A 21,198-nucleotide genomic window follows, 5' to 3' on the forward strand; every position below is an offset into this window, starting at 1 on the left:
GGTTGCCCCCACCCCCCAGGCATGATAGGCTCTTGGCGTTGTTCACCAGATTGTCCTGCGAGGCAATGAAGAACAACAAGTGATCCCTGGTGAGAAAAACTCAAGAAAAAGTCACTTCTGTGGTGAAGGGGGTACAGCGATGATCGAGCGCTACCAGACCCCCGAGATGCGGGTCATCTGGAGCGAGGCGCGCAAGTACCAGGCATGGGCCGAGGTGGAGATGCTGGCCCTGGAAGCCTGGGAGAGGCTGGGGAGGGTGCCGGGCGGGACTGCCCAGCGTTTGCGCCAAGCCTTGCAGCAAAAACCCATTGACCAGGCCTTTGCCCGCCGGGTAGACCAGATCGAAGCCGAGACCCGCCACGACATGGTGGCCTTTACCCGGGCCCTCACCGAGTGGACGGGCGATGGCGATGTGGCCCGCTGGCTGCACCTGGGCCTGACCAGCACCGACGTGGTAGACACCGCGCAAAACCTGTTGCTGGTCGAAGCCCTGGGCCTGATTGAGCAAGAGCTGGATAAGGTTCTGGCCGCCCTGAAAAACCTGGCCGTGCGCTACAAGCACCTACCGGCGGTGGGGCGTACCCACGGGGTACACGCCGAACCGACCAGTTTTGGCCTGCGCTTTTTGGCTTTTTATGCCGCCCTGCTGCGCGATGTGGAGCGCTTGAAGAGGGCCCGCGAAGGCATCCGGGTGGTTATGCTTTCGGGCTCGGTAGGAAATTATGCCCATGTCGAACCCGCGGTAGAAGCCTGGGTTGGCCAAAGGCTGGGTTTTGCGATCGAGCCAGCTTCGACCCAGGTCGTACCGCGTGACCGCCACGCCGAGCTGATGAGCGCGCTGGCGATTCTGGGGGCCAACCTCGAGCGCATCACGGTGGAGCTGCGCCACCTACAGCGCACCGAGGTGCTGGAAACCCAGGAGCCTTTCGGCTACAAACAAACGGGCTCCTCCTCCATGCCCCACAAAAAAAACCCGGTGGCCCTGGAGAACCTCTCGGGGCTGGCCCGGCTGTTGCGCAGCAACCTGCAAGCAGAGCTGGAAAATGTGGCCCTCTGGCACGAGCGCGACATCTCACACAGCTCGGTAGAACGGGTGATCCTGCCCGACTCCACCACCCTGGCCCACTACATGCTGCGCCGCTTAGGGCGGGTGCTGGAAGGGCTGGTGGTGTTCGAGGAGCATATCCGGCGCAACCTCGAGCTGACCCGCGGTCTGGTCTACTCCCAGCGGGTGCTGGGCCTCCTGATTGAGGCCGGCCTGGAACGTACCGCAGCCTACGAGGTGGTGCAGCGCAATGCCCTCAAAAGCTGGGCGGAGGGGCTGGGCTTCAGGGAACTGCTCGAGGCCGACCCAGCCTGCCCCCTGAAGGGCCAAGCACTGGCCCGGGCTTTCGACCCCAGTTACTTTTTGCGCCATGTGGATACCATCTACGCCCGCTTTGGGCTGTAGAGGGGTACTATTAAGCTACCTGGCTTTCAGAGGTTCGTCATGGAAAAACTCTACGAGGGCAAAGCCAAAATCATCTATCCCGGCCCCGAGGCCGGCCTGGTGCGGGTCTATTTCAAGGACGACGCCACCGCCTTCAACGGGCAAAAGCGGGCCCAGATTGCCGGTAAGGGGGTGGTTAACAACCAGGTTTCATCAGCCCTTTTTCGTTATCTGGAAGATCACGGCATTCCCACGCACTTCGTGCGGCAGCTATCCGAGCGGGAAATGCTGGTGAAAAAAGTGCAGATTGTGCCCATCGAGGTCATCGTGCGTAACCGCACCGCCGGAACCTTCTCCCGGCGCTACGGGGTGGAGGAAGGCCGGGTGCTGCCAAAGCCCCTGCTGGAGTTCTCCTACAAAAACGATGCCCTGGGCGACCCCCTCATCTATACCGACGCAGCCCTGGCCCTGGGGCTTCTTAGCGAGGACGAGCTGGAGCGCATCCGCGAGCTGGCCCTGCGGATCAACGCTTTGCTCAAGGACTACTTTGCCCAGCGCAACCTCGAGCTGATTGATTTCAAGCTCGAGTTTGGCCGCCTGGAGGATGGCCGCTTGGTGCTGGCCGACGAAATATCGCCCGACACCATGCGCCTGTGGGAGATGGGAACCGGCGAAAAAATGGACAAGGACCGCTTCCGGCGCGACCTGGGCGGCGTAGAGGAAGCCTACCAGGAGGTGCTGCGGCGGGTGCTCGCAGGGGCTAGACTATGAAATACCATATAACCCTCTTAATTGAGCTCAAAGACGGCATCCTCGACCCGCAGGGCCGCGCGGTGGAAGGTGTTTTGCAGGGCCTGGAGTACCCGGTCGAGAACGTGCGGGTAGGGCGGGTGCTGGAGATGGAACTAAAGGCCCCCAGCGAGGCCGAGGCCCGGGCCACCGCGCACCAAATCGGTAAGGCCCTGGCCAACCCGGTGATGGAAGTGTTCGTGGTCGAGGCGGTGAAGGAGCTGGCATGAAGGTCGCGGTGGTTCAGTTCCCCGGTTCTAACTGCGACCAGGACGCGGTATGGGCCCTGCAGATGGTGGGGCTCAAAGCTGAGCTGGTCTGGCACACCGAGACCCACCTCGAGGGCTTTCAGGCCGTGCTCTTGCCCGGTGGCTTCTCCTACGGCGACTACCTGCGGGCCGGGGCTTTAGCCAAGTTTTCGCCCGTGATGCAGGAGGTGCGGCGGCTGGCCGAGCGGGGCCACCCGGTGGTGGGTATCTGCAATGGCTTTCAGGTGCTCACCGAGGCCGGACTGTTGCCGGGGGCGCTTCTGGCCAACACCAACCTGCACTTCACCTGCAAAGATGTATTCCTGCGGGTCGAGCGCACCGACCTGCCCTTCACCAGCAGCTATACACCGGGGCAGGTGGTGCGAATTCCCATCGCCCACGGCGAGGGCCGCTACTACGCCGATGCAAAAACGCTGGAAGCGCTCGAGCAGAACCGCCAGGTGGTTTTCCGCTACACACCTGCAAAAATCGCCTCTCCCGCAGTCCAGGATGATGCCTATAACCCCAATGGCTCCCTGAACGACATCGCAGGCATTGTGAACCAAAGGGGCAACGTGCTGGGCATGATGCCCCACCCCGAACGAGCCGTAGAGGAAACGCTGGGCTCCGCCGACGGACTGCCATTCTTTATCAGCCTGAAACAAGCCCTCGAGGTAGTGGCCTGAACTGAGCAACTTAATCAGGAGGTAACGGCATGACCATCAAAGCAATCACCTTCGACTTCTGGGGCACCCTTTTCATCGAAGGCCCGGAGTACGCCGGGCAGGTCAAAAACCTGCGCAACGAGATACTGCTGGACGCCGCCTCCGAGGCCGGCGTGCCCGCCGAGCCTGCCACGGTGATGGAGGCCTGGCGGCAGGCCGCCTTGGACTTTGATGCGGCCTGGAACGCCGGGCAGGTCATGACCCCCTTCGAACGGGTCACGCGCATTTTTGCCTACCTGGGCCTGCCTTACGACGAGGGGCAGGTCGCCCTCACCACCCAGCGCATCGTCGAGGCGGCCCTGCAGGGCAACCTAATCCCGCTGCCGGGGGTGCTCGAGACGCTCCCCAAGCTGGCCCAGCACTACACCCTGGGCATCGTGTCGGATACCGGCGTCTCCACCGGGCGCATCCTGCGTGAGCAGCTTATGCGCCACAAGCTGCACGACCTGTTCAGCGGCTTTTCCTTCTCCGACGAGACCGGCGTGGTCAAACCCAAGCCCGAGGCCTTCCTGGCCGCCCTGGACGAGATGGGGGCCACACCCCAGGAAGCCCTGCACGTGGGCGATATACCCCGCACCGATATCGCTGGGGCCTTCCAGACCGGCTACCCCTACGCGGTGCTCTACACCGGGCACACCCACCGCAACGGGCAGCCCGAGCCCACCGCCCGCATCAGCAACCACCAGGAGCTTATCCCGCTGCTCAAGGATGTAATCGGGCATCCACCGAGGGCTCTGTAATGCAAGAAACCCTGCCTTCCCTCCTCCAGGAAACCGGCATCCCATCGGCTGAGTATCAAGAAATTGTGCGCCTGTTGGGGCGCGAGCCCAACCGGCTCGAGCTCTACTTATTCAAGGTGATGTGGAGCGAGCACTGCTCCTACAAGAACTCCCGCCCGCTGCTGCGCCTGTTGCCCAAAGAAGGCCCCTCGGTGCTGCAAGGCCCCGGCGAAAACGCGGGGGTGGTGGACATTGGCGAAGGCTGGGCCGTGGCCTTCAAAATCGAGAGCCACAACCACCCCTCGGCGGTAGAGCCCGTCCAGGGCGCGGCCACCGGGGTGGGGGGCATCATCCGCGATATTGTGGCCATGGGGGCCCGGCCCATCGCCCTTTTGAACTCGCTGCGCTTTGGCCGGCCCGACCACCCCCGCACGCGCCACCTGGTACGGGGGGTGGTCGAGGGCATCGCCCACTACGGCAACGCCATTGGCGTGCCCACGGTGGGGGGCGAGGTCTACTTTCACCCGGACTACCAGGAGAACCCCCTGGTCAACGCCATGTGTGTGGGGCTATTGCGGGTAGAAGAACTCAAGAAGAGCCGGGCTTCCCTCTCACGCCCGGTCTACTATGTGGGCTCCAAGACGGGGCGCGACGGCATCGGGGGCGCGGCTTTCGCCTCGGAGGAACTCAGCGAGGAAAACGAGTCCAAGCGGCCCAGCGTGCAGGTAGGCGACCCCTTCATGGGCAAGCTGACCATGGAGCTGACCCTGGAGGCCATCCGGCAGGACCTGGTGGAGGGCGTGCAGGACATGGGCGCGGCAGGGCTCACCTCCTCCCTTTCCGAGATGGCCCACAAGTCGGGGCTGGGCCTCGAGCTCAACCTCGACCGCGTACCCCAGCGCGAGGCGGGTATGAACCCCCTGGAGCTGATGCTCTCAGAGTCCCAGGAGCGTATGGTGCTGGTGCCCAGGCCCGGCAAGGAAAAAGACCTGGAAGCCCTGGCCGCACATTACGGCCTGGACGCCGTCCCGGTAGCCCGTATGATTGCCCAGCCAGTATTCCGCGTGCTCCAGCAGGGCCAGGTGGTGGCCGAGGTGCCCACCGCCGCCCTGGCCGACTGCCCCACCTACACCCGCGAGGGCCGCGAAGACCCCGCCATCGCCCGGCTCAGGGAAGTGGATCTGGGCACATTGCCGGCGCCCTCTAAGCTGCAGGAAATCCTCCCGCAACTTCTGGCCTCGCCCAACCTGTGCAGCCGGGCCCCCATCTACGAGCGCTACGACCACCAGGTGGGCACCAACACCGTGCTGGTTCCCGGCAAGGGCGATGCCGCCATCCTGCGCATCAAGGGCACCCGGCGGGGCCTGGCGGTCAAGGTCGACGCCAACCCCCGCTACGCCAAGCTCTCACCCCGCCTGGGGGCCATGCACGCCCTGGCCGAAGCTGCCCGCAACGTGAGCGTGGTGGGAGGGCAGCCGCTGGCCTACACCGACGGCCTCAACTGCGGCAACCCCGAGACCCCCGAGGGCTACTTCGAGCTTTCCGAAACCATCCAGGGCCTGGCCGAGGCCTCGAGGGCCCTGGGCCTTCCGGTGGTCTCGGGCAACGTTTCGCTCTATAACGAAGGCCCCAACTACCGCATTCCACCCACCCCGATGGTGGGGGTGGTGGGGTTACTGGAGAACCTCGAGCGCCGCGCCGAGCTGGGGTTTAGAAAAGCGGGTGAGTTTGTGGTTCTCATCGGCCACCAGGAGGGCCACCTGGGGGCTTCGGAGTACCTGTGGGTGGTGCACGGCCAGGAGGCCGGGAGTCCGCCCCCCCTCGACCTTACCCTGGAGGCCCGGGCGCAGGCTGCCATCCGCGAGCTCATCGAGCGGGGATGGGTCGACACCGCCCACGACCTGGCCGAAGGCGGGCTGGCGGTAGCCCTGGCCGAGATGTGCCTTCCTTATGGCCTGGGGGCCACCATCGAAATTCGCAGCCAGACCCGGCCCGATGCCCTGCTCTTTGGTGAAGCCCCCAGCCGTATCCTTTTCACCATCGCACCAGCTCGGCTTCAGATGGCCGTGCAGGTGCTGGAAAACCACGGTCTGCCCTACCACATTCTGGGCCAGGTTGGCGGCACCAAGCTCACCATCCTGATGCCCAAAGAGCGCCTGGAGTGGAGTGTGGCCGCCTTGCAAAGGGCCTGGGCAGCCCCGCTCAGGGAGGTGCTGCCGTGATGGACAAACCCCGGGAAGAGTGCGGTGTTTTGGGCCTGTGGTCGCCTGAGCCCCTGCCGGTGGCCGACCTGCTGCAACTGGGGCTTTTTGCCCTGCAGCACCGGGGCCAGGAGGCCGCGGGGATCTGTGTTTCCAACGGGAAAGACCTGGTCATTGAGAAAGACCTGGGGCTGGTCACGCAGGTCTTCGACGAAGCCCGGATGGAGCGACTGCGGATTGAGGGGGCCAACCTGGGAATTGGGCATACCCGCTACTCCACCACCGGCTCCAACCTGCGCTTCAACGCCCAGCCCCTCAATGTGCGCAGCTCCAAAGGCATTCTGGCCATCGCCCACAACGGCAATTTTGTTAATGCCATAGAGATTCGCCAGGCGCTTTTAGAGCACGGTGCGGTCTTCCAGACCACCAACGACACCGAGGTGATGATTAACCTGATTGCCCGTTACGCCAAGCTCAACCTGGTGGAGGCCACGGCCCGGGCCATGCGGGAGCTCACCGGGGGCTTTAGCGTGGTGCTGATGGATCGGCACACCGTGCTGGCCCTGCGCGATGGCAACGGAGTGAGGCCTTTGGTCATCGGGCGGCTGTCCAACGGCGGCTGGGTCTTTGCCTCGGAACCCCCCGCCCTGGCCCTGATGGGGGCCAGCTTTGTGCGCGACGTGCGGCCCGGCGAGCTGGTCTGGGTGGAGTCGGGAGAACTTCACTCCATGCAGGTGCTCGAGTCCAACCCCACCCCCTGCGCTTTCGAGTGGATCTACTTCGCCCGGGCCGACGCCACCCTGGACGGCATCGCCACCCATCCCGCCCGCATCCGCATGGGTGAGGTGCTGGCCCAGGAAGCACCGGCCCTGGCCGACCTGGTGGTGCCGGTGCCGGACTCGGGTATCGGAGCCGCCATCGGCTACAGCCGGGCTTCCGGGCTTCCCTTCGACTTTGGTTTGCACAAGAACCCCTACGCCGGCCGCACCTTCATCCAGCCCACCCAGGCCATGCGCGACCTCAAGGTACGGCTCAAGCTGGCCGCCACCCCCGTGGTGGCGGGCAAACGGGTGGTGCTGGTGGACGACTCCATCGTGCGCGGCACCACCTCGGGCCGCATCGTTCAGCTCTTGCGCGAGGCCGGGGCCACCGAGGTGCACGTGCGCATCTCCTCACCGCCCATCAAGTTCCCCTGCTACTACGGCATCGACACCGCCGCCCGCAAGGAGCTGGTGGCCTCTACCCACTCGGTAGAGCAGATCCGCCAGCTTATCGGGGCCGACTCGCTGGCTTTTTTGAGTGAGCCAGGGGTACGCCGGGCCATTGGGGGGCCGGTCTGCCTGGCCTGCTTCAACGGTCAGTACCCGGCAGGGCAGCCCGAAGAAGACCTGCGCAAAGAGGCGCTCGAGCAGGCCTGATATGAACCCCGCCTGAATCGTTTGGTTAGGGAGAGGTTAGGGCGCCATCTTTTTTCAGGCTGATGCTGCCCGCGCTGCAGGCGGGGGCCCCAAAAAAGAACAAATCATACCGGATTCAAAAAGATAATCTTCAAATAAAAAGCGCTAAGAGGCTATCTTTTTGAATCCTAGAGCACTCCCTTCGGTCGGGTTAGTTCGACACCGTTCGGTGACGAACTAACCGAATCTGGTATCATAATGAACCCCACCTGATGCTTTCTGTTTAGGGCAGGTTAAAGCCCGCCAGATGCATGGGCAGCTCCTGGCACAGCTTCAGGTGGGGGCCCCAGCAAAAAGAACAAATCAAAGACATTTCTTATCAAAATGATGAACCGGCCCAACCCTGGCTTTACCACACTGCCCAGGCCTGGTTTTGTTCAGATGCGCGGGGCCATTTTCTCTGAGGAGCGCTCCAGCACCCGCAGAAGCTGCACCATCTCCACCGCGCTATACAGCGCTTCAGCCCCCTTGTTGCCCGCCTTGCCCCCCGCCCTGGCCTCGGCCTGTTCAGAAGTATCGGTGGTAAGCACCCCAAAAGCCACCGGCTTCTCGCTTTCCAGCATGGCCTGCATCAGGCCGCTGGCCGCCTGAGCACTGACGTATTCAAAATGGGGGGTTTCGCCCCGGATCACCGCTCCCAGGGCCACCACCCCGTCCACCTCGGGATGACGGGCCAGCCGCTTAGCGGCTAAAGGTAGTTCGAAAGAACCCGGAACCCAGACCACCCAGGCCTCATCGGTATTACCACCCAGGCGGGCGTAAGCCTCGAGGGCGCCCTCGAGAAGCGCCTTGGTCACCCGCTCATTGAATCTACTTACTGCAAAAGCCAGACGAACATCCTGTGCCGAAAGGGTGGCTTGCAAACGCTTCATAGCGCCATACTAGGGCATCGCCGTGCGGCAGACAATGTGGTCTGTTGCCAAAAAAACCACCGGCCTCTTGCCTAAACTTGCACTTGCCCTCCTTCGGGGCAGGGTGCAAATCCCGACCGGCGGTAAAAGCCCGCGAAGCCCTTTTTTGGGCCCGATCCGGTGAAACTCCGGGGCCGACGGTAAAAGTCCGGATGGAAGAAGGAGGTGATGGTCGAACACTTTCGACCGTCCATGTGTATACATCTGTAAGCCGAAGTTTAGACGAGCGCTTTATCCAGCGCACCCTCCAGCTCGCAGAAAGGGGCCGCGGCCACACCCACCCGAACCCCCTGGTTGGCGCGGTACTGGTAAAAGATGGCCAGATCGTAGGAGAAGGCCATCACCCCTGCACGGGTGCGCCCCACGCCGAAATCTTTGCTTTGCGACAAGCTGGCGCCGCTGCTTTTGGGGCCACCCTTTACACCAGCCTCGAGCCCTGCAACCATCACGGGCGCACCCCGCCCTGCTCGCTGGCCTTGCTGGAAGCCGGGGTAGCCCGGGTAGTGGTAGCGGCACGCGATCCCAACCCCAAAGCCCAGGGGGGTCTGGAGCGGCTCAAATTGGCTGGTGTTCGGGTAGAGGCAGGGCTTTTAGAGCAAGCAGCGCTGGCCCAGAACGAAGTGTTCTTCCACGGTGTAAAGCAGCAGCGGCCCTTCGTGCTCTGGAAGACAGCGCTGAGCCTGGATGGGCAGGCGGCCACCCAGAGCGGCCATGCGTACTGGATCTCAAATGCACTCGCCCGGCAGGTGGCCCAGGGCTACCGCCAGTGGCTGCCGGCGGTGATGGTGGGCGTGGGCACGGTACTGGCCGACGATCCGATGCTCACCGTGCGCGAACCGGATTTCAGGGCTTTTCCCTGGATGCTCGAGCCACCCGCACTGCGTGACCCCTTGAAGGTGGTGCTCGACAGCCAGGCCCGCACCCCCCCTACCGCCCGGCTCTTCGCACCAGGACCACGGGGCGAGGCGGCCCGGGTGGTCATCCTGGTGGGCCCCCAGGCCCCCAAGGCACGTCTGCAAGCCCTGGAAGAGCGGGGCGCTACAGTGGTCGAGCTGCCTGCAGAAGAGGGCCGGGTCAGCCTCGAGGCCGCCCTGGGCTGGCTATGGGCCCAGGGCCTGGACGGAGTCCTGCTGGAAGGCGGCCCTACCCTAGCCGGGGCTTTCTTGAAGCGGGGATGGATAGACAAAGTAGCGCTCTTCCTGGCACCAAAGCTGGTGGGCCAAGGGCGCAGCGCACTGGCCGGCTTCGCGGTAGAGCGTATGGAGCAGGCGCGGGGCCTCGAGGTCAGCCGGCTGGAGGTGCTGCAAGGGGACATCTGGCTGGAGGGCTATCCCAAGGAGTAGACATGTTTACTGGAATCGTGGAGGAAGTGGGCAACATCTGTGAATCAAGCAAGCGGGGCGAGCTACAGCACATCAGGATTGAAGCCACAAAGGTACTTCAAGGAACCCAGGCAGGTGATTCGATTGCGGTCTCGGGGGTCTGCCTGACCGTGGTGGAGCTACAGCCAGAGGGCTTTTCGGTAGAGCTGGCCCAGGAAACCCTGCGCCGCACCGCCCCCCGCTGGGAGGTGGGGCAGCAGGTCAACCTCGAGCGGGCCCTGGCCCTGGGTGGGCGGCTGGGCGGGCACCTGGTCACCGGCCACGTGGATGGGCAGGCCCGGGTGCTCCGGGTGCAGCGGGTGATGGGGGCCTGGGACGTCTGGTTCGAGGCCCCACCCACGCTGGCCCATTACATCGCTTCCAAGGGCTCGGTGGCCCTGGATGGTGTCTCGCTTACGGTGGCCGGGGTCGAGGAAAACCGCTTCTGGGTGACGCTGATCCCCCACACCCTGGAGCAGACCACCCTGCACACACTTGCAGAGGGCGACCGGGTGAACCTCGAGGTCGACCTGCTGGCCCGTTATCTCGAACGCCTGGTAATCCTGCGGGGAGGCAGTCATGCTTAGCCCAGTACCCGAACTGATCGAAGAGTTGCGCGTGGGTCGGCCAATTATCCTGGTAGACGACGAAGACCGGGAGAACGAGGGTGACCTGGTGATGGCCGCCGAGCACATGAGCACCGAGTGGATGGCCTTCATCATCCGCCATACCGGCGGGGTGGTCTGCCTGGCGATGATCGAAGAATGGGCCGACCGGCTGGATCTGCCGCCCATGGTCAAGGACAACACCGCGCCCCGCAGCACTGCTTTCACCGTCTCCATCGAAGCCCGCGAAGGGGTAACCACCGGCATCTCGGCCGCCGACCGGGCCACCACGGTGCGCCTGGCGGCCCGCCAAGAGGCCACTGCTGCCGACTTCGTGCGCCCCGGTCACATCTTCCCCTTGCGGGCTCAGAAAGGTGGTGTGCTGCGCCGGGCCGGCCATACCGAGGCCAGCGTGGACCTCTGCCGCCTGGCCGGGCTCAATCCGGTGGCCGCCATCAGCGAGCTGATGCACGATGACGGCTCTATGATGCGCTTGCCGGCCATCCTGGCCTTCGCCCAGCAGCACGGCCTCAAGGTCGGCACCATCGCCGAGCTGATCCGCTACCGCCTCGAGCAAGGCGACGGCTACGTGCGCCGCGAGGCCGAGGCCAGCCTGCCCACCCGCTTTGGCACCTTCCGCGTGGTGGGGTACCGGGATGCCCTCACCCAAGGGGAACATGCCACGCTGGTGATGGGCGACCTGGCCGGGGATACGCCGGTGCTGGTGCGCGTGCACTCGGAATGCCTGACCGGCGACAGCCTGCACAGCCTGCGCTGCGACTGCGGTTTTCAGCGCGACCTGGCTTTGCAGCAGATCGCCCGGGAAGGGCGCGGCGTGCTGGTCTACCTGCGCCAGGAAGGGCGCGGCATCGGCCTCATCAACAAGCTAAAGGCCTACGCCCTGCAAGACCAGGGGCTGGACACCGTGGAGGCCAACCTGGCCCTGGGCTTTCCCCCCGATCTGCGCGACTATGGGGTGGGGGCCCAGATTCTGCGCGACCTGGGCATCCGCCGGATGCGCCTGCTCACCAACAACCCCCGCAAGGTGCGGGCTTTGGAGGGTTTTGGCCTCGAGATCGTCGAACGATTGCCACTCAAGGGTGGCGACAACCCACACAACCAGCGCTACCTGCTCACCAAGCGGGAGCGGCTGGGGCACTGGCTTGAAGACTAGAAAAAGACCGGGCGGAATCTCCGCCCGGTCTGCTGGCCTGGAGCCCTTTTGCTGGGGCTTTTCACCAGCTCGAGGGTGCAATAAAGCTCAGGTGGTCTTGATCGGGCCGTTGAGTCCCATGGGGAAGAAGCCGCCCGTACTTACGTTGGCATTACCGTTGAGATAGACGATTTTGAGCACCTCGCTGGTGGTGCGTCCGAAAGCCACCGCGTTGGCATCGGCGACCACCAGGTTGGCCTTGCCCATCTTGGTAATGCCCTCATCCTTACCGCCGCCCACACTGGCGCGCAGGTTGCTGATGGCCTGTACCACCTGCTCGACGGTGAGGCTTGGGGTAACCATCATGTCCTTGCGATCGTACAGCAGCAGCCGGATTACCCCAGCGTGGTAGGCCTCCACCGCCAGAATTCCCGCGGCTGGATCCAGGACGTTGTTCTTGTCGGTGATGAGCCTGGCTGCGCCCTTGTAAGCGGTGACGCCCACATCCTCAAAAATAAAGGCCCCATGGATGAAGAAGAGTTCGTTTGCGAAGGGGTTGAAATTGGTGATGGCCCCGCCGCTGGCAGCACTCCCGGCAGCCTGGAAGGCCTGGTCGAGGTCAATCACCGGACGCTCTACCGCAGCCGAGCCCAGGGCCTGGCGGAGGAATTTCACGTGGGCCAGCTCGTCTTCGGCAATTTCCTGGGCGTACTCGAGCACGTCCTGGCTCATGCCAGGAACCGGGCTGGTGCCGTTGAAGCCTGAAGGCAGGCGGATTTCGGCGTTACCGCCGATGCTCCTAATATCGTTGATGCGCCCCACCGCGGCCAGGTAAAAGGCGGCCTCGAGGTACTCCAGATTGAGGGCAAAGTTGAGGATGGCCACATCCTGGTTGGGGCCCTGGCTCATACCAGGGGTGGTGGCACAAGCACCCATCACACCCCCCAACACCAAACCCGTGCCCATCACACCGGTCTGCTTCAGCATCTCCCTGCGGTTCATATCTACCTCCAGAAATGTCCTTGATTGGTGCTTTGCCTTGGGGCGCCCACCTGAAGCGCGCCAAGAGTCGGTTTTAACCTGCACTAAACAGAAAGCTTCAGGTGGGGTTTACTTGAATCTGCCCGCGCAGCTCGCCCGCCCGGAAAGCTGCGGTATGAAGGTCGAAGTAAAGCTCTCCCCGGTACAGGCGGTTCAGGTCGTCCAGGCTTAGCTCGAGCCGATCCATAAAGGTAGCGCTTCGAGCATCGGGCGCAGCCGTCACCTTGAGCGCCTGCAGCAAGGGGCCGTTTTGTCCCTTGGCCCCTCGGTGCAGGTGAACGGCGCTGGTCAGGCGGGCGTTCAGGGCGGGGTCGTCCACCGGATCGCGGGTATAGTCGCGGAAAGGACCCGCCAGGTTGGCCACCGCGCCCTGGATGCTCAGGCTGGAACCCATGAGCTCGAGGCGCACCACCGCCAGGGCCGGCGTGTTGACCGGGTTTGGCACCACCTCGGCCCCATTCAGGAGCACGGCCCGCACAAAGCCGCCCATCCCCTGGGCCTGTACACCCCCCAGGCCCAGCACGGCCAGGCTGGCCCCCATGCCACCTAGAAACAAGCGACGCCGCATCTCAAATCACCTTTACTTGCGGACAAAACCTTGCACAGCCTGGGTGGCCTGCTGAGGGGTGATGGCAACGGCAAAGGCCCGACCCACCGGGGTCTGGGTGCCTTCTACCCGCCCACCCAGGCTCAGCACCGAGTCGCGCAGGACGGCCAGGTGGGCTTCCTCGTTCATGGCGATGCTGGCCGCCGCCGAGAGCACGGCTTTGTTTTGAATCAGGGGGATGGCCCCCAGATAGGCCCCGGTAAAGGCGGTCTCGAGGGCCACCAGGGTCTCCAGCACCTTAAGCCGATTGGCGGTGTTGAACTGCAGGTCGCCGTAGGCAAATTGTGGGCGAGCCACCGGCATGGCATTAAAGGGCCCCCGGATGGTATCGGTCAGGGCCTTGACGTGCGCCTCCTCGTGCTTCAGGGCCTCGGACAGGTAGTCCCGAATCTCACCCGGGAAGTTCACCGTCAGGGCCCGGGTGTAGGCATCGGTAGCCAGGTACTCGGCGGTCAGGGCCAGGTTGAGCACGTCCAGATCGCTCACGCCCTGCGACTGGGCCAGGGCCTGTCCCACCAGGCTGTGGGCCAGGGCCGTGGAGAGACCGGCGGCGGTCATGACCTTAACGAACTTCCTGCGGGCCAGGTTTTGGGGTTGCTTTTCCATTTTGCACCTCCAACCTGCTGTTCGCAGCCGGAGGGGTGTTTGGATTAACCAGGCCAAACCAGTTGCTTCTGCACCTTCACAGGAAGCTATAGAATTGGCAATCCGGCAATCTTCTTCCCAAATCGCCCCTACTGGGGTAGACCCAGCAGGGTGGTGGGCTGACGGCTTCCACCCGGGGGCTCGAGCGAGACCGCCAGGGCTTCTGCTTCCGGGGGAAGGCGCAGGCTCTTAAGCGGGGTACGGAAGGTGGGCAGGGGGGTGGGGCTTCCCTGAACCAGTCCCCAGGCCTGGAAAACCTGACCCGGGGGGGGCCAGCGGTCGAGCAGGACCAGGGCCAGCTTATCCCCGCGCTGGATGACCCGCCCGACCACCTCGCCTTTAGGGCTGGCCAGGGCGACCACCCGGGTCTCGGGGTCGCGCAGCGAAAGCAACCAGAAAGCACTCCACCCCCCGCTGTAGCCCAGCCCCAGCAGCAGCAACAGCACCGCCGCACGGCTTAGCCAGATGGGAAGGGTAAAGCGCCGGGAAGGCCGCAGGCGGGCCATGACCTTTTGCTCCAGACCTGGGGGTACTGGGTCTGGGGGAACCAGACCGGCCAGGTCGGCGGCGGTCTCCTGCAGGGCCTTGGCCTCGGCCCAGAGCTCGGGATAACCCTTGAGGGCGGCCTCGAGCCGCTCCCGCTCCTCGGGCTCTAAAGCCCCCAGGGCATACAAGGGCAGGAGTTCGCGCACTTCCTCAGGCTTCACCCAACTCCTCCTTCAGGCGGGAAAGCGCTCGGCGGGCCCGGGTCTTAAGGGTACCGAGGGGAATATCGAGCTTGAGGGCGGCCTCCTGGTGGGCATAGCCCTGGAAAAACAGCACCTCGATGACCTCCTGCTCCTCAGGTCCCAGGCGAGAGAGCGCCTGGCGAAGCCGGATGCGGTCCAGATGATGCTCCTCGTCGAGTCCAGGGCCGGGAAGGTCAAAGGCCTCGGGCGCATCTTCCGTGGGTTCTATGGCTTGCGGGCGGGCCTCCAGACGGCGCAGCTGATCGACCGTGGTGTGGTGGGCAATCGCCAGCAACCAGGCCCGGGCCGAGGCCCTCTTGGGGTCAAACTCCCGGGCATTCCTCCAGATTTTGCTAAACACTTCCTGCACCACGTCCTCTCGACTGGCCGAGTCAAGGCCCATGCGCCGGGCCAGGCCCAGAAAAGCCCCCGCATAGCGCCGGAAAATCTGCTGCAAGGCGGCTTCCTCTCCTTTGGCCACCAAAGCCAGCAACGCTTCGTCGGAGAAGGCCTCGAGGCTCATGCTCGGCCTATGCTAACATACGTATTTTGCTAAAGTTTTGGTTTTCAGCCTGTGCACAAGTCCACATGGCCTGCTATTCTATCCCATGTGAAGCGGGTTTTTTCTGGCTTTCAACCCACCGGCGACCTGCACATCGGTAACTACCTGGGCGCAATGGTCAACTACATCGCCCTGGGTGAGAAGCTGGGGCAGAATGCCATCTACTGCATTGTGGACTACCACGCCCCCACCAACCCGGCGGCCTACGACAAAGACCTGCTGGCCCAGCGCACCTTCGATGCGGCGCTGGTCAACATGGCCGCAGGCCTCGACCCCAGCAAGGTAATTCTTTTTGTGCAGTCGCACGTACCCGAACACACCGAACTGGCCTGGATTTTTACCACCCAGACCCCCTACGGCGACCTGACCCGCATGACCCAGTTCAAGGACAAAGCGGCCAAGCTGGAGTCGGTTCCGGCGGGGCTCTTGATGTACCCGGTGCTGATGGCCGCCGACATCCTGCTGTACAAGGCCGACACCGTGCCGGTGGGCGACGACCAGATCCAGCACTTGGAGCTCACCCGCGAGATTGCCCGCCGCTGGAACCTGGAGTACGGCGAAACCTTCCCCGAACCCCAGGTTTACCTAAACCCCCATGCCCCCCGCGTGCCCGGCATCGACGGCAAGGCCAAGATGTCCAAAAGCGTGGGCAACACCATTGGCCTGCTAGAGGACGAGGAAAGCATCTGGGCCAAGATCCGCACCATGCCCGACGACCCGGCCCGCATCCGGCTCTCCGACCCCGGCGACCCTGAGCGGAGCGTGGTCTTCAAGTTCTTGCAGTATTTTGCCCCACCCGAGCTGGTGCAGGTACTGCGCGAGGAGTACCGCCGACGGGGCATCGGGACCCTGGTGGTCAAACAGCTCTTGATGCAGGAGATGATGAAGACCCTAAGGCCCATCCGCGAACGCGCCCTGGAGCTGCGGGCCAACCCCGACCGGGTGCTGGGGGCCCTCGAGGAGGGGGCGGCCAAAGCCCGCCGCATCGCCCAGGCCACCATGGAAGAGGTACGGGACAAGTTTGGACTGCTCAGACCCCGCGGGCGCACATCTGGAGTGCAGGCGCAGCCCAAAGTGGCTTCCCAATAGGCCAGACCGTGATCACCCTGAGCTTTGGCAACTTTAGCGGAACCCCCAGGGAGCTTTCCGAGCAGGTGCGCAAAGGCCGGATCGCGGCCAAAGACCTGCCGGTGCTGGCCCTCACCGAGCAAGCCCTGGCCCAGGTACAGGCCCTGGGGCTCGCCGAACGGAGCGAGCTGCTGCCCCTGCTGGCCGAGCTGGTGCTCTTCAAGCTGCGGGCTTTTGCCAAGCGGCCCCAGGTAATTCTGGCCGAGGACGAAGCGCTGGAAGAAGAGAGCGGCCCGGCCTTCCTGGAGACCCTGGTAGCCCTGGAAGAGGCCATCGCCTTCCTCGAGCAGCGTTCCCGCGAGCGCGCGCGCGTGCTGCCGGTACCCCCTTCTCCCCTGCCCAAAGACCGTCGTCTGCGCCCCATGCCCTTGCAGATGCTGGTGCGGGCGGTAGAGCCCTTTGCCAGACGGGCTGAGTTGCACCTCGAGCCCGAGACCTTTGGCCTGCGCGAAGCCTGGGAGCGCATCAAGGGCTTTTTGTGGGGTGTGGGCCGGGCTCTGTTTAGCCGGATGCCTTTTCGTAGCTGGAGCGAACAAACGGTGGCTTTTGCCTCCCTCCTGGAAGCCAAGAAGCAGGGTGAGGTGGAGTTGTGGCAACAGGAGAATTTTGGGGCGCTCGAGGTCGAGCTAAAAACCAACCGCTAGTGTGCTCTTCATTGTCCTTGAGACTCTTATCAACTTTACTGCTGTGTTCTGCACAGGACAGCGGCCTCCCATCCGGAAGGCCGCGCCTGTGCGCTTCAATCACCAATTTTCCGGCAGAGGTGAATCCCAGTCTGCTTTTTGTCCCGTCGGACAGGCCACTTGTCCATGAGCACCGCAACCGCCTGGCCCTGGTCTGTCCCCCGGTTTAATCACTTCGGAATGGGTACATCGGCCTGGAGCTTCATCTTGTCGTCCAGGGTCTCTACCTGAATGGAGAGGTTCTCCTCGTCGGGAAAGTAGCGCTTCAACACCGCCAGCAGGTCTTGCTTAAGCTGCTCCACCATGCCCGGACTCAGGTGGGCCCGGTCGTAGGCCAGCACCACCTTAAGGCGCTCCTTCAGGGTGTCCTTGCTTTTGCGCTGCCAGGGCCACATCATCTACCCCCAAAGAGCCGCCGCAGGGTTCCTAAAAAGCCCGGTGAGTCGTTCAGGGACGCAAAAGGCACGTCTTCGCCCCGCACCCGCTGGGCAATCTCTAGGAAAGCCTTGCCCGCAACCGTACCGTTCTTGAGCACCAGCGGCTCGCCTTGGTTGGTGGAAATCAGGACACTCTCGTCTTCGGGCACAATACCGATGGGCTTGATGCCCAGAATTTCCACCACGTCTTCCACCGAGAGCATGTCACCGCGCTGCACCATCTTGGGGCGCAGGCGGTTGATGACCAGGTAGTTCTCCCGGATTTCGCGGGCTTCCAGCATCCCGATGATGCGGTCGGCGTCGCGCACGCTCGAGACCTCCGGGTTCACCACCACCAGCGCCCCCTCGGCAGGGGTGGCGGCGGTCTGGAAACCTTTCTCGATGCCAGCGGGCGAGTCTATGAGCACCCGGTCGAAGCCTTCTTCTTCCAGCAGGGCCTTCACGATATGGCGGAACTTCTCGGGGTCGAGGGCCTCCTTGTCCCTGGTCTGCGAGGCAGCCAGCAGGGCCAGCCCCTCGATGCGCTTGTCGCGGATGAGGGCCTGCCGCAGTTTGCATTTGCCCTCAATCACATCGATCAGGTCGTAGACCACCCGACCCTCGAGGCCCATCACCACATCCAGGTTGCGCAACCCCACATCCACATCCACTACGGCCACTTTCTCGCCCAACCTGGCCAATGCTGCACCCACGTTGGCTGTGGTGGTGGTCTTTCCAACACCACCTTTCCCAGATGTCACCACAATCGCACGGGCATTCACACCAAATCCTCCAGAGTATAAGGCCAGACTGTTTCAGCCTGCTAAGCGCTGATACCAGTATACGAGCAAGATAGACGATATGTCATATGAACCCCACCTGAAACTTTCTCTTTAGTTCAGGTCAAAACCGCCTGTGCTGTAATGGCAACCCTTGGCAGAGCTTCAGGTGGGGGCCCCAGCAAAAGAAAAAATCAAAGACATTTCTTATCAGGCTCTGTAAAGCCAGGCAGGGGCCACTGGCTCGTGCGCCCGGGTATAAAGCCCTATCTGGGTTCATGTCGGATGGATATTATCGCAGTATTCGCTATTTTTTGCTGCTGCACGAAAACAAGAATGCGTCTGCTAGGGGATGGTGTGAGCCATAGCCACAGCGTGGCTAACCTGGCCCAGACGCATGTTTTCAAGTTTCCCTGCGGCAAAAAAATAAGCCTTGAACAGCCCTTGTTGCAATTGGCTTTGTACCATTTTCTCTGAAGATCACTCCAAGGACTGGTTGAGTCCTGGCAAAGCGTTACAATCAAGGTATGTACGAGCCCAAAAACCAAGAAGCAAAGCATGGGGATATCAAACCCGACTGGAAGGATTTTATAGCCCTGGTGATTGCGGCTTACTCCATCCTGCTCCCTCCCCTACTGCTGATTTTCGGAGCCGCTCTGCTGGTACTGCTTTTGCTGTATGTGGTCTTCTGAGCAAAGTCGGTGAACACACTTGATCCAGTCACCAGCGCCTCAACTCCGGCAAACAGGTTTTGCACACCTGGGATCCCTGGGTCCTACGTCAGCCCTGCTGCTTTTGCATCGAAAGGCCAGACCTGCTCTGCTAAGGCACCAGCAAACATTGCAAGTTCTTGAAAAGTGGGCCCCTTTGGGGCGCTTATAGGCAAATAGGAGGGTCAATGCCAACCACTGTTGAAAATCTTTTTGAATCCCTGCCCGAAGGTTACCAGGAACGGCTGGGCCGACCTGGGCAGTACCCCTTCACACGGGGGGTCTACCCCCGGATGTACACCGACCGCCCCTGGACCATGCGGCAGTACGCCGGGTTCAGCAGCGCCGAGGAGTCCAACGCCCGTTACCGCTACCTGCTTTCACAAGGGCAGACCGGGCTCTCGGTGGCCTTCGACCTGCCCACCCAACTCGGAATGGATCCCGACCATCCCTTGAGCGTAGGCGAGGTAGGCAAGGTAGGGGTCTCGATCGCCTGTATCGAGGATATGCGAACCTTGCTGGACGGCATTCCACTGGACAAAGTTACTACCAGCATGACCATCAACGCGCCCGCCAACATGCTGCTGGCGCTGTATTTGCTGGTAGCTGAAGAGCAGGGGGTAGGCTGGGATCAGGTGGGCGGTACCATCCAAAACGACATCCTGAAAGAGTACATTGCCCGCGGCACGTACATCTATCCCCCTAGCCCCTCCATGCGGCTCATAACCGATGTTTTTGCCTTCTGCAGTGAGAAGGTGCCCCGCTGGAACACCATCAGCATCTCGGGGTATCACATCCGCGAAGCGGGCGCGACCGCCGCACAGGAGATCGCCTTTACCCTGGCCAATGGCAAGGCCTATGTGCAGGCAGCCATCGAGGCAGGGCTGGATGTAGATGCGTTTGCCCCCAGGCTGTCGTTCTTCTTTGCCTCGCACAACGACATTCTGGAAGAGGCCGCCAAGTTTCGCGCCGCCCGGCGCATGTGGGCCCGCATCATGCGTCAGGAGTTTAATGCCAAAGACCCCAAAAGCTGGATGCTGCGCTTCCACACCCAGACCGGCGGCTCTACCCTGACCGCCCAGGAACCCCTGAACAACGTGGTGCGCACAGCCTACCAGGCTCTGGCCGCAGTACTGGGCGGAACCCAAAGCCTGCACACCAACGCCTACGACGAGGCCCTGGGCCTGCCCACCGAAAAAAGCGCCTTGCTGGCTTTGCGCACCCAGCAAATTCTGGCCTACGAGTCAGGCATCACCAAGGCCATCGATCCGCTGGGGGGAAGCTTCTATGTGGAGCACCTGACCGACCAGCTCGAGGCCCAGGCCCAGGGGTATCTCGATCAGATTGCTAAGCTCGGAGGCGCGGTCGCGGCAGTAGAGGCAGGTTTTTTCCAGCAAGAAATTGAGGAGTCGGCCTGGGAGTTTCAGCGGCAGGTCGAGAGCGGCCAGCGCATTATTGTGGGGGTCAACCGCTTCAACAACCCCGACTCCCCCCTCAACGAACACACCCCGGTGCAAAAAATCAGCGACGAACTAGCCAACCGCCGCAAGGCCCAGATTCAGGCCTTCCGGGCCAAACGGGACGGGCAGGCCACAGGCAATGCGCTGGAAGCCCTGCGCCAAGCCGCCAGAGGCCAGCAGAATCTGATGCCTTACATTCTGGATGCGTTCCGTCGGCACGCCACCCTGGGCGAGGTTTGCGGCGTGTTGCGCGAAGAGTGGGGCGAGTACCAGCCATCTTACTAAACCCGCCTTTAGCCAGCCTTCACATCCAGCGCTCAGCCTATCGGGCCTAATAGTAAAGGCGATGGCCAGGCTAAGACCTTGGTGGATTTTAGGGGTTATTGCAGCCCTGGCGGGGGTTGGCAGCCTATGGCTGCGTCCTCAGCCCAGCGACGCCCCAAACTCCTACCGCACCTACACGGCCACCGGAGAGGTCGTAAGTGTGAAGACCTTAGGAGCCAGGGGTTGTGCGGTTAGGATCAGGCTGCACCAGTGGGTATCTTTGAGCGACGGCTTCGCCCTGGCCGAGATGCCGCAACGGGGGCAGCTTTATAGCGTGGGGGCCGACCTCGAGCAGTGCATGGCGCTGGAGGTTGCCTTGGCCTCGCTAGCCGGCAGCGACGACCTGAAAAGCCCCCGTCACATTTACTACCAGGCAGCACAACTGCCCTCCGGCGAGTGGCGCATGACCGAGAACCCCACAGCTCCAGTGGGCTGTGCAGGTCTTTAGACCGCTGCAGAGCTGGCTTGACTCGAGGCTTGTTCAGATACGCCGAGTTCGAGGGTAGGCTGACAACTA

Annotated in this window: 23 protein-coding genes and 1 riboswitch; of the genes, 15 read left to right on the top strand and 8 right to left on the bottom strand. The window is 62.9% G+C overall.

All coding sequences use genetic code 11. From position 1 onward, the window contains the following. Positions 1-139: 139 nt before the first annotated feature. From purB to purF, 7 genes are read left to right on the top strand one after another with little or no spacing between them, the layout of a single operon-like run. Positions 140-1,450: an adenylosuccinate lyase gene (gene purB / locus ABWU19_RS03085; RefSeq protein ID WP_435900306.1), complete on the top strand. Its 1,311-nt coding sequence runs from the start codon at positions 140-142 to the stop codon at positions 1,448-1,450. A 39-nt stretch (positions 1,451-1,489) separates the two neighbouring features. Continuing rightward, on the top strand, positions 1,490-2,200 hold the full coding sequence (purC, locus tag ABWU19_RS03090) for a phosphoribosylaminoimidazolesuccinocarboxamide synthase (RefSeq protein WP_435900307.1): 711 nt from the start codon (positions 1,490-1,492) through the stop codon (positions 2,198-2,200). Next, on the top strand, positions 2,197-2,448 hold the full coding sequence (gene purS / locus ABWU19_RS03095) for a phosphoribosylformylglycinamidine synthase subunit PurS (protein WP_435900308.1): 252 nt from the start codon (positions 2,197-2,199) through the stop codon (positions 2,446-2,448). The genes purC and purS overlap by 4 nt, the downstream gene beginning before the upstream one ends. Beyond that, on the top strand, positions 2,445-3,152 hold the full coding sequence (gene purQ / locus ABWU19_RS03100) for a phosphoribosylformylglycinamidine synthase subunit PurQ (RefSeq protein ID WP_435900309.1): 708 nt from the start codon (positions 2,445-2,447) through the stop codon (positions 3,150-3,152). Before purS ends, purQ begins: the two co-directional genes overlap by 4 nt. A gap of 29 nt (positions 3,153-3,181) precedes the next feature. Further along, on the top strand, positions 3,182-3,931 hold the full coding sequence (locus ABWU19_RS03105; protein WP_435900310.1) for an HAD family hydrolase: 750 nt from the start codon (positions 3,182-3,184) through the stop codon (positions 3,929-3,931). Beyond that, positions 3,931-6,132, top strand: coding sequence for a phosphoribosylformylglycinamidine synthase subunit PurL (gene purL, locus ABWU19_RS03110; RefSeq protein WP_435900311.1), 2,202 nt, complete (start codon positions 3,931-3,933; stop codon positions 6,130-6,132). Before ABWU19_RS03105 ends, purL begins: the two co-directional genes overlap by 1 nt. Then, positions 6,132-7,529: an amidophosphoribosyltransferase gene (gene purF / locus ABWU19_RS03115; RefSeq protein ID WP_027877717.1), complete on the top strand. Its 1,398-nt coding sequence runs from the start codon at positions 6,132-6,134 to the stop codon at positions 7,527-7,529. The genes purL and purF overlap by 1 nt, the downstream gene beginning before the upstream one ends. 416 nt (positions 7,530-7,945) lie before the next feature. Here purF and ribH read toward each other — a convergent pair whose 3' ends face one another. Beyond that, the gene (gene ribH / locus ABWU19_RS03120) at positions 7,946-8,440 is read right to left on the bottom strand and encodes a 6,7-dimethyl-8-ribityllumazine synthase (protein WP_435900312.1); all 495 of its coding nucleotides are present in this window, start codon (positions 8,438-8,440) and stop codon (positions 7,946-7,948) included. 85 nt (positions 8,441-8,525) lie between these two features. Then, positions 8,526-8,647, top strand: a riboswitch (FMN riboswitch). Between ribH and ribD the strand changes: the two genes are divergently transcribed. From ribD to ABWU19_RS03135, 3 genes are all read left to right on the top strand, one after another. Next, complete coding sequence (gene ribD / locus ABWU19_RS03125; RefSeq protein ID WP_435900313.1) at positions 8,632-9,822, top strand: bifunctional diaminohydroxyphosphoribosylaminopyrimidine deaminase/5-amino-6-(5-phosphoribosylamino)uracil reductase RibD; 1,191 nt, start codon at positions 8,632-8,634, stop codon at positions 9,820-9,822. Its footprint overlaps the riboswitch before it by 16 nt. Before the next feature lie 2 nt (positions 9,823-9,824). Further along, complete coding sequence (locus ABWU19_RS03130; protein ID WP_435900314.1) at positions 9,825-10,427, top strand: riboflavin synthase; 603 nt, start codon at positions 9,825-9,827, stop codon at positions 10,425-10,427. Beyond that, positions 10,420-11,619, top strand: a complete 1,200-nt coding sequence (locus tag ABWU19_RS03135; protein WP_435900315.1) for a bifunctional 3,4-dihydroxy-2-butanone-4-phosphate synthase/GTP cyclohydrolase II — start codon at positions 10,420-10,422, stop codon at positions 11,617-11,619. Before ABWU19_RS03130 ends, ABWU19_RS03135 begins: the two co-directional genes overlap by 8 nt. Before the next feature lie 87 nt (positions 11,620-11,706). Here ABWU19_RS03135 and ABWU19_RS03140 read toward each other — a convergent pair whose 3' ends face one another. The 5 genes from ABWU19_RS03140 to ABWU19_RS03160 form a co-directional block, all read right to left on the bottom strand. After that, on the bottom strand, positions 11,707-12,600 hold the full coding sequence (locus tag ABWU19_RS03140) for a ferritin-like domain-containing protein (RefSeq protein WP_435900316.1): 894 nt from the start codon (positions 12,598-12,600) through the stop codon (positions 11,707-11,709). Between the two features lie 97 nt (positions 12,601-12,697). Beyond that, positions 12,698-13,207 (bottom strand): CHRD domain-containing protein, encoded by a 510-nt coding sequence (locus ABWU19_RS03145; protein WP_435900317.1) that lies wholly within the window; start codon positions 13,205-13,207, stop codon positions 12,698-12,700. A 12-nt stretch (positions 13,208-13,219) separates the two neighbouring features. Continuing rightward, positions 13,220-13,852, bottom strand: coding sequence for a ferritin-like domain-containing protein (locus ABWU19_RS03150; RefSeq protein ID WP_435900318.1), 633 nt, complete (start codon positions 13,850-13,852; stop codon positions 13,220-13,222). A 128-nt stretch (positions 13,853-13,980) separates the two neighbouring features. Continuing rightward, positions 13,981-14,598, bottom strand: coding sequence for an anti-sigma factor domain-containing protein (locus tag ABWU19_RS03155; protein WP_435900319.1), 618 nt, complete (start codon positions 14,596-14,598; stop codon positions 13,981-13,983). Next, the gene (locus tag ABWU19_RS03160; protein ID WP_435900320.1) at positions 14,588-15,142 is read right to left on the bottom strand and encodes a sigma-70 family RNA polymerase sigma factor; all 555 of its coding nucleotides are present in this window, start codon (positions 15,140-15,142) and stop codon (positions 14,588-14,590) included. The genes ABWU19_RS03155 and ABWU19_RS03160 overlap by 11 nt, the downstream gene beginning before the upstream one ends. Before the next feature lie 87 nt (positions 15,143-15,229). Between ABWU19_RS03160 and trpS the strand changes: the two genes are divergently transcribed. Together trpS and ABWU19_RS03170 are read left to right on the top strand one after the other, a co-directional pair. Next, a complete protein-coding gene (gene trpS / locus ABWU19_RS03165; protein ID WP_435900321.1) occupies positions 15,230-16,270 on the top strand; it encodes a tryptophan--tRNA ligase in 1,041 nt (346 codons plus the stop codon). A gap of 8 nt (positions 16,271-16,278) precedes the next feature. Continuing rightward, positions 16,279-16,953: a chromosome segregation protein ScpA gene (locus tag ABWU19_RS03170; protein WP_435900322.1), complete on the top strand. Its 675-nt coding sequence runs from the start codon at positions 16,279-16,281 to the stop codon at positions 16,951-16,953. Between the two features lie 209 nt (positions 16,954-17,162). On the opposite strand, the gene minE is transcribed toward ABWU19_RS03170, so the two are convergent. Next, the gene (gene minE, locus ABWU19_RS03175) at positions 17,163-17,387 is read right to left on the bottom strand and encodes a cell division topological specificity factor MinE (protein WP_435900336.1); all 225 of its coding nucleotides are present in this window, start codon (positions 17,385-17,387) and stop codon (positions 17,163-17,165) included. Next, complete coding sequence (gene minD / locus ABWU19_RS03180) at positions 17,387-18,190, bottom strand: septum site-determining protein MinD (RefSeq protein WP_435900323.1); 804 nt, start codon at positions 18,188-18,190, stop codon at positions 17,387-17,389. Before minD ends, minE begins: the two co-directional genes overlap by 1 nt. Positions 18,191-18,714: 524 nt before the next feature. Here minD and ABWU19_RS03185 point away from each other — a divergent pair. The 3 genes from ABWU19_RS03185 to ABWU19_RS03195 all read left to right on the top strand — a co-directional run bounded on the left by ABWU19_RS03185 (position 18,715) and on the right by ABWU19_RS03195 (position 21,129). Further along, on the top strand, positions 18,715-18,879 hold the full coding sequence (locus ABWU19_RS03185; RefSeq protein ID WP_435900324.1) for a hypothetical protein: 165 nt from the start codon (positions 18,715-18,717) through the stop codon (positions 18,877-18,879). A gap of 206 nt (positions 18,880-19,085) precedes the next feature. Next, a complete protein-coding gene (locus ABWU19_RS03190; protein ID WP_435900325.1) occupies positions 19,086-20,642 on the top strand; it encodes an acyl-CoA mutase large subunit family protein in 1,557 nt (518 codons plus the stop codon). 259 nt (positions 20,643-20,901) lie between these two features. Then, positions 20,902-21,129 (top strand): hypothetical protein, encoded by a 228-nt coding sequence (locus tag ABWU19_RS03195; protein WP_435900326.1) that lies wholly within the window; start codon positions 20,902-20,904, stop codon positions 21,127-21,129. Positions 21,130-21,198 lie beyond the last annotated feature (69 nt).

Source organism: Meiothermus cerbereus, from assembly GCF_051297115.1.
Classification (GTDB): Bacteria; Deinococcota; Deinococci; order Deinococcales; family Thermaceae; genus Meiothermus; species Meiothermus cerbereus_A.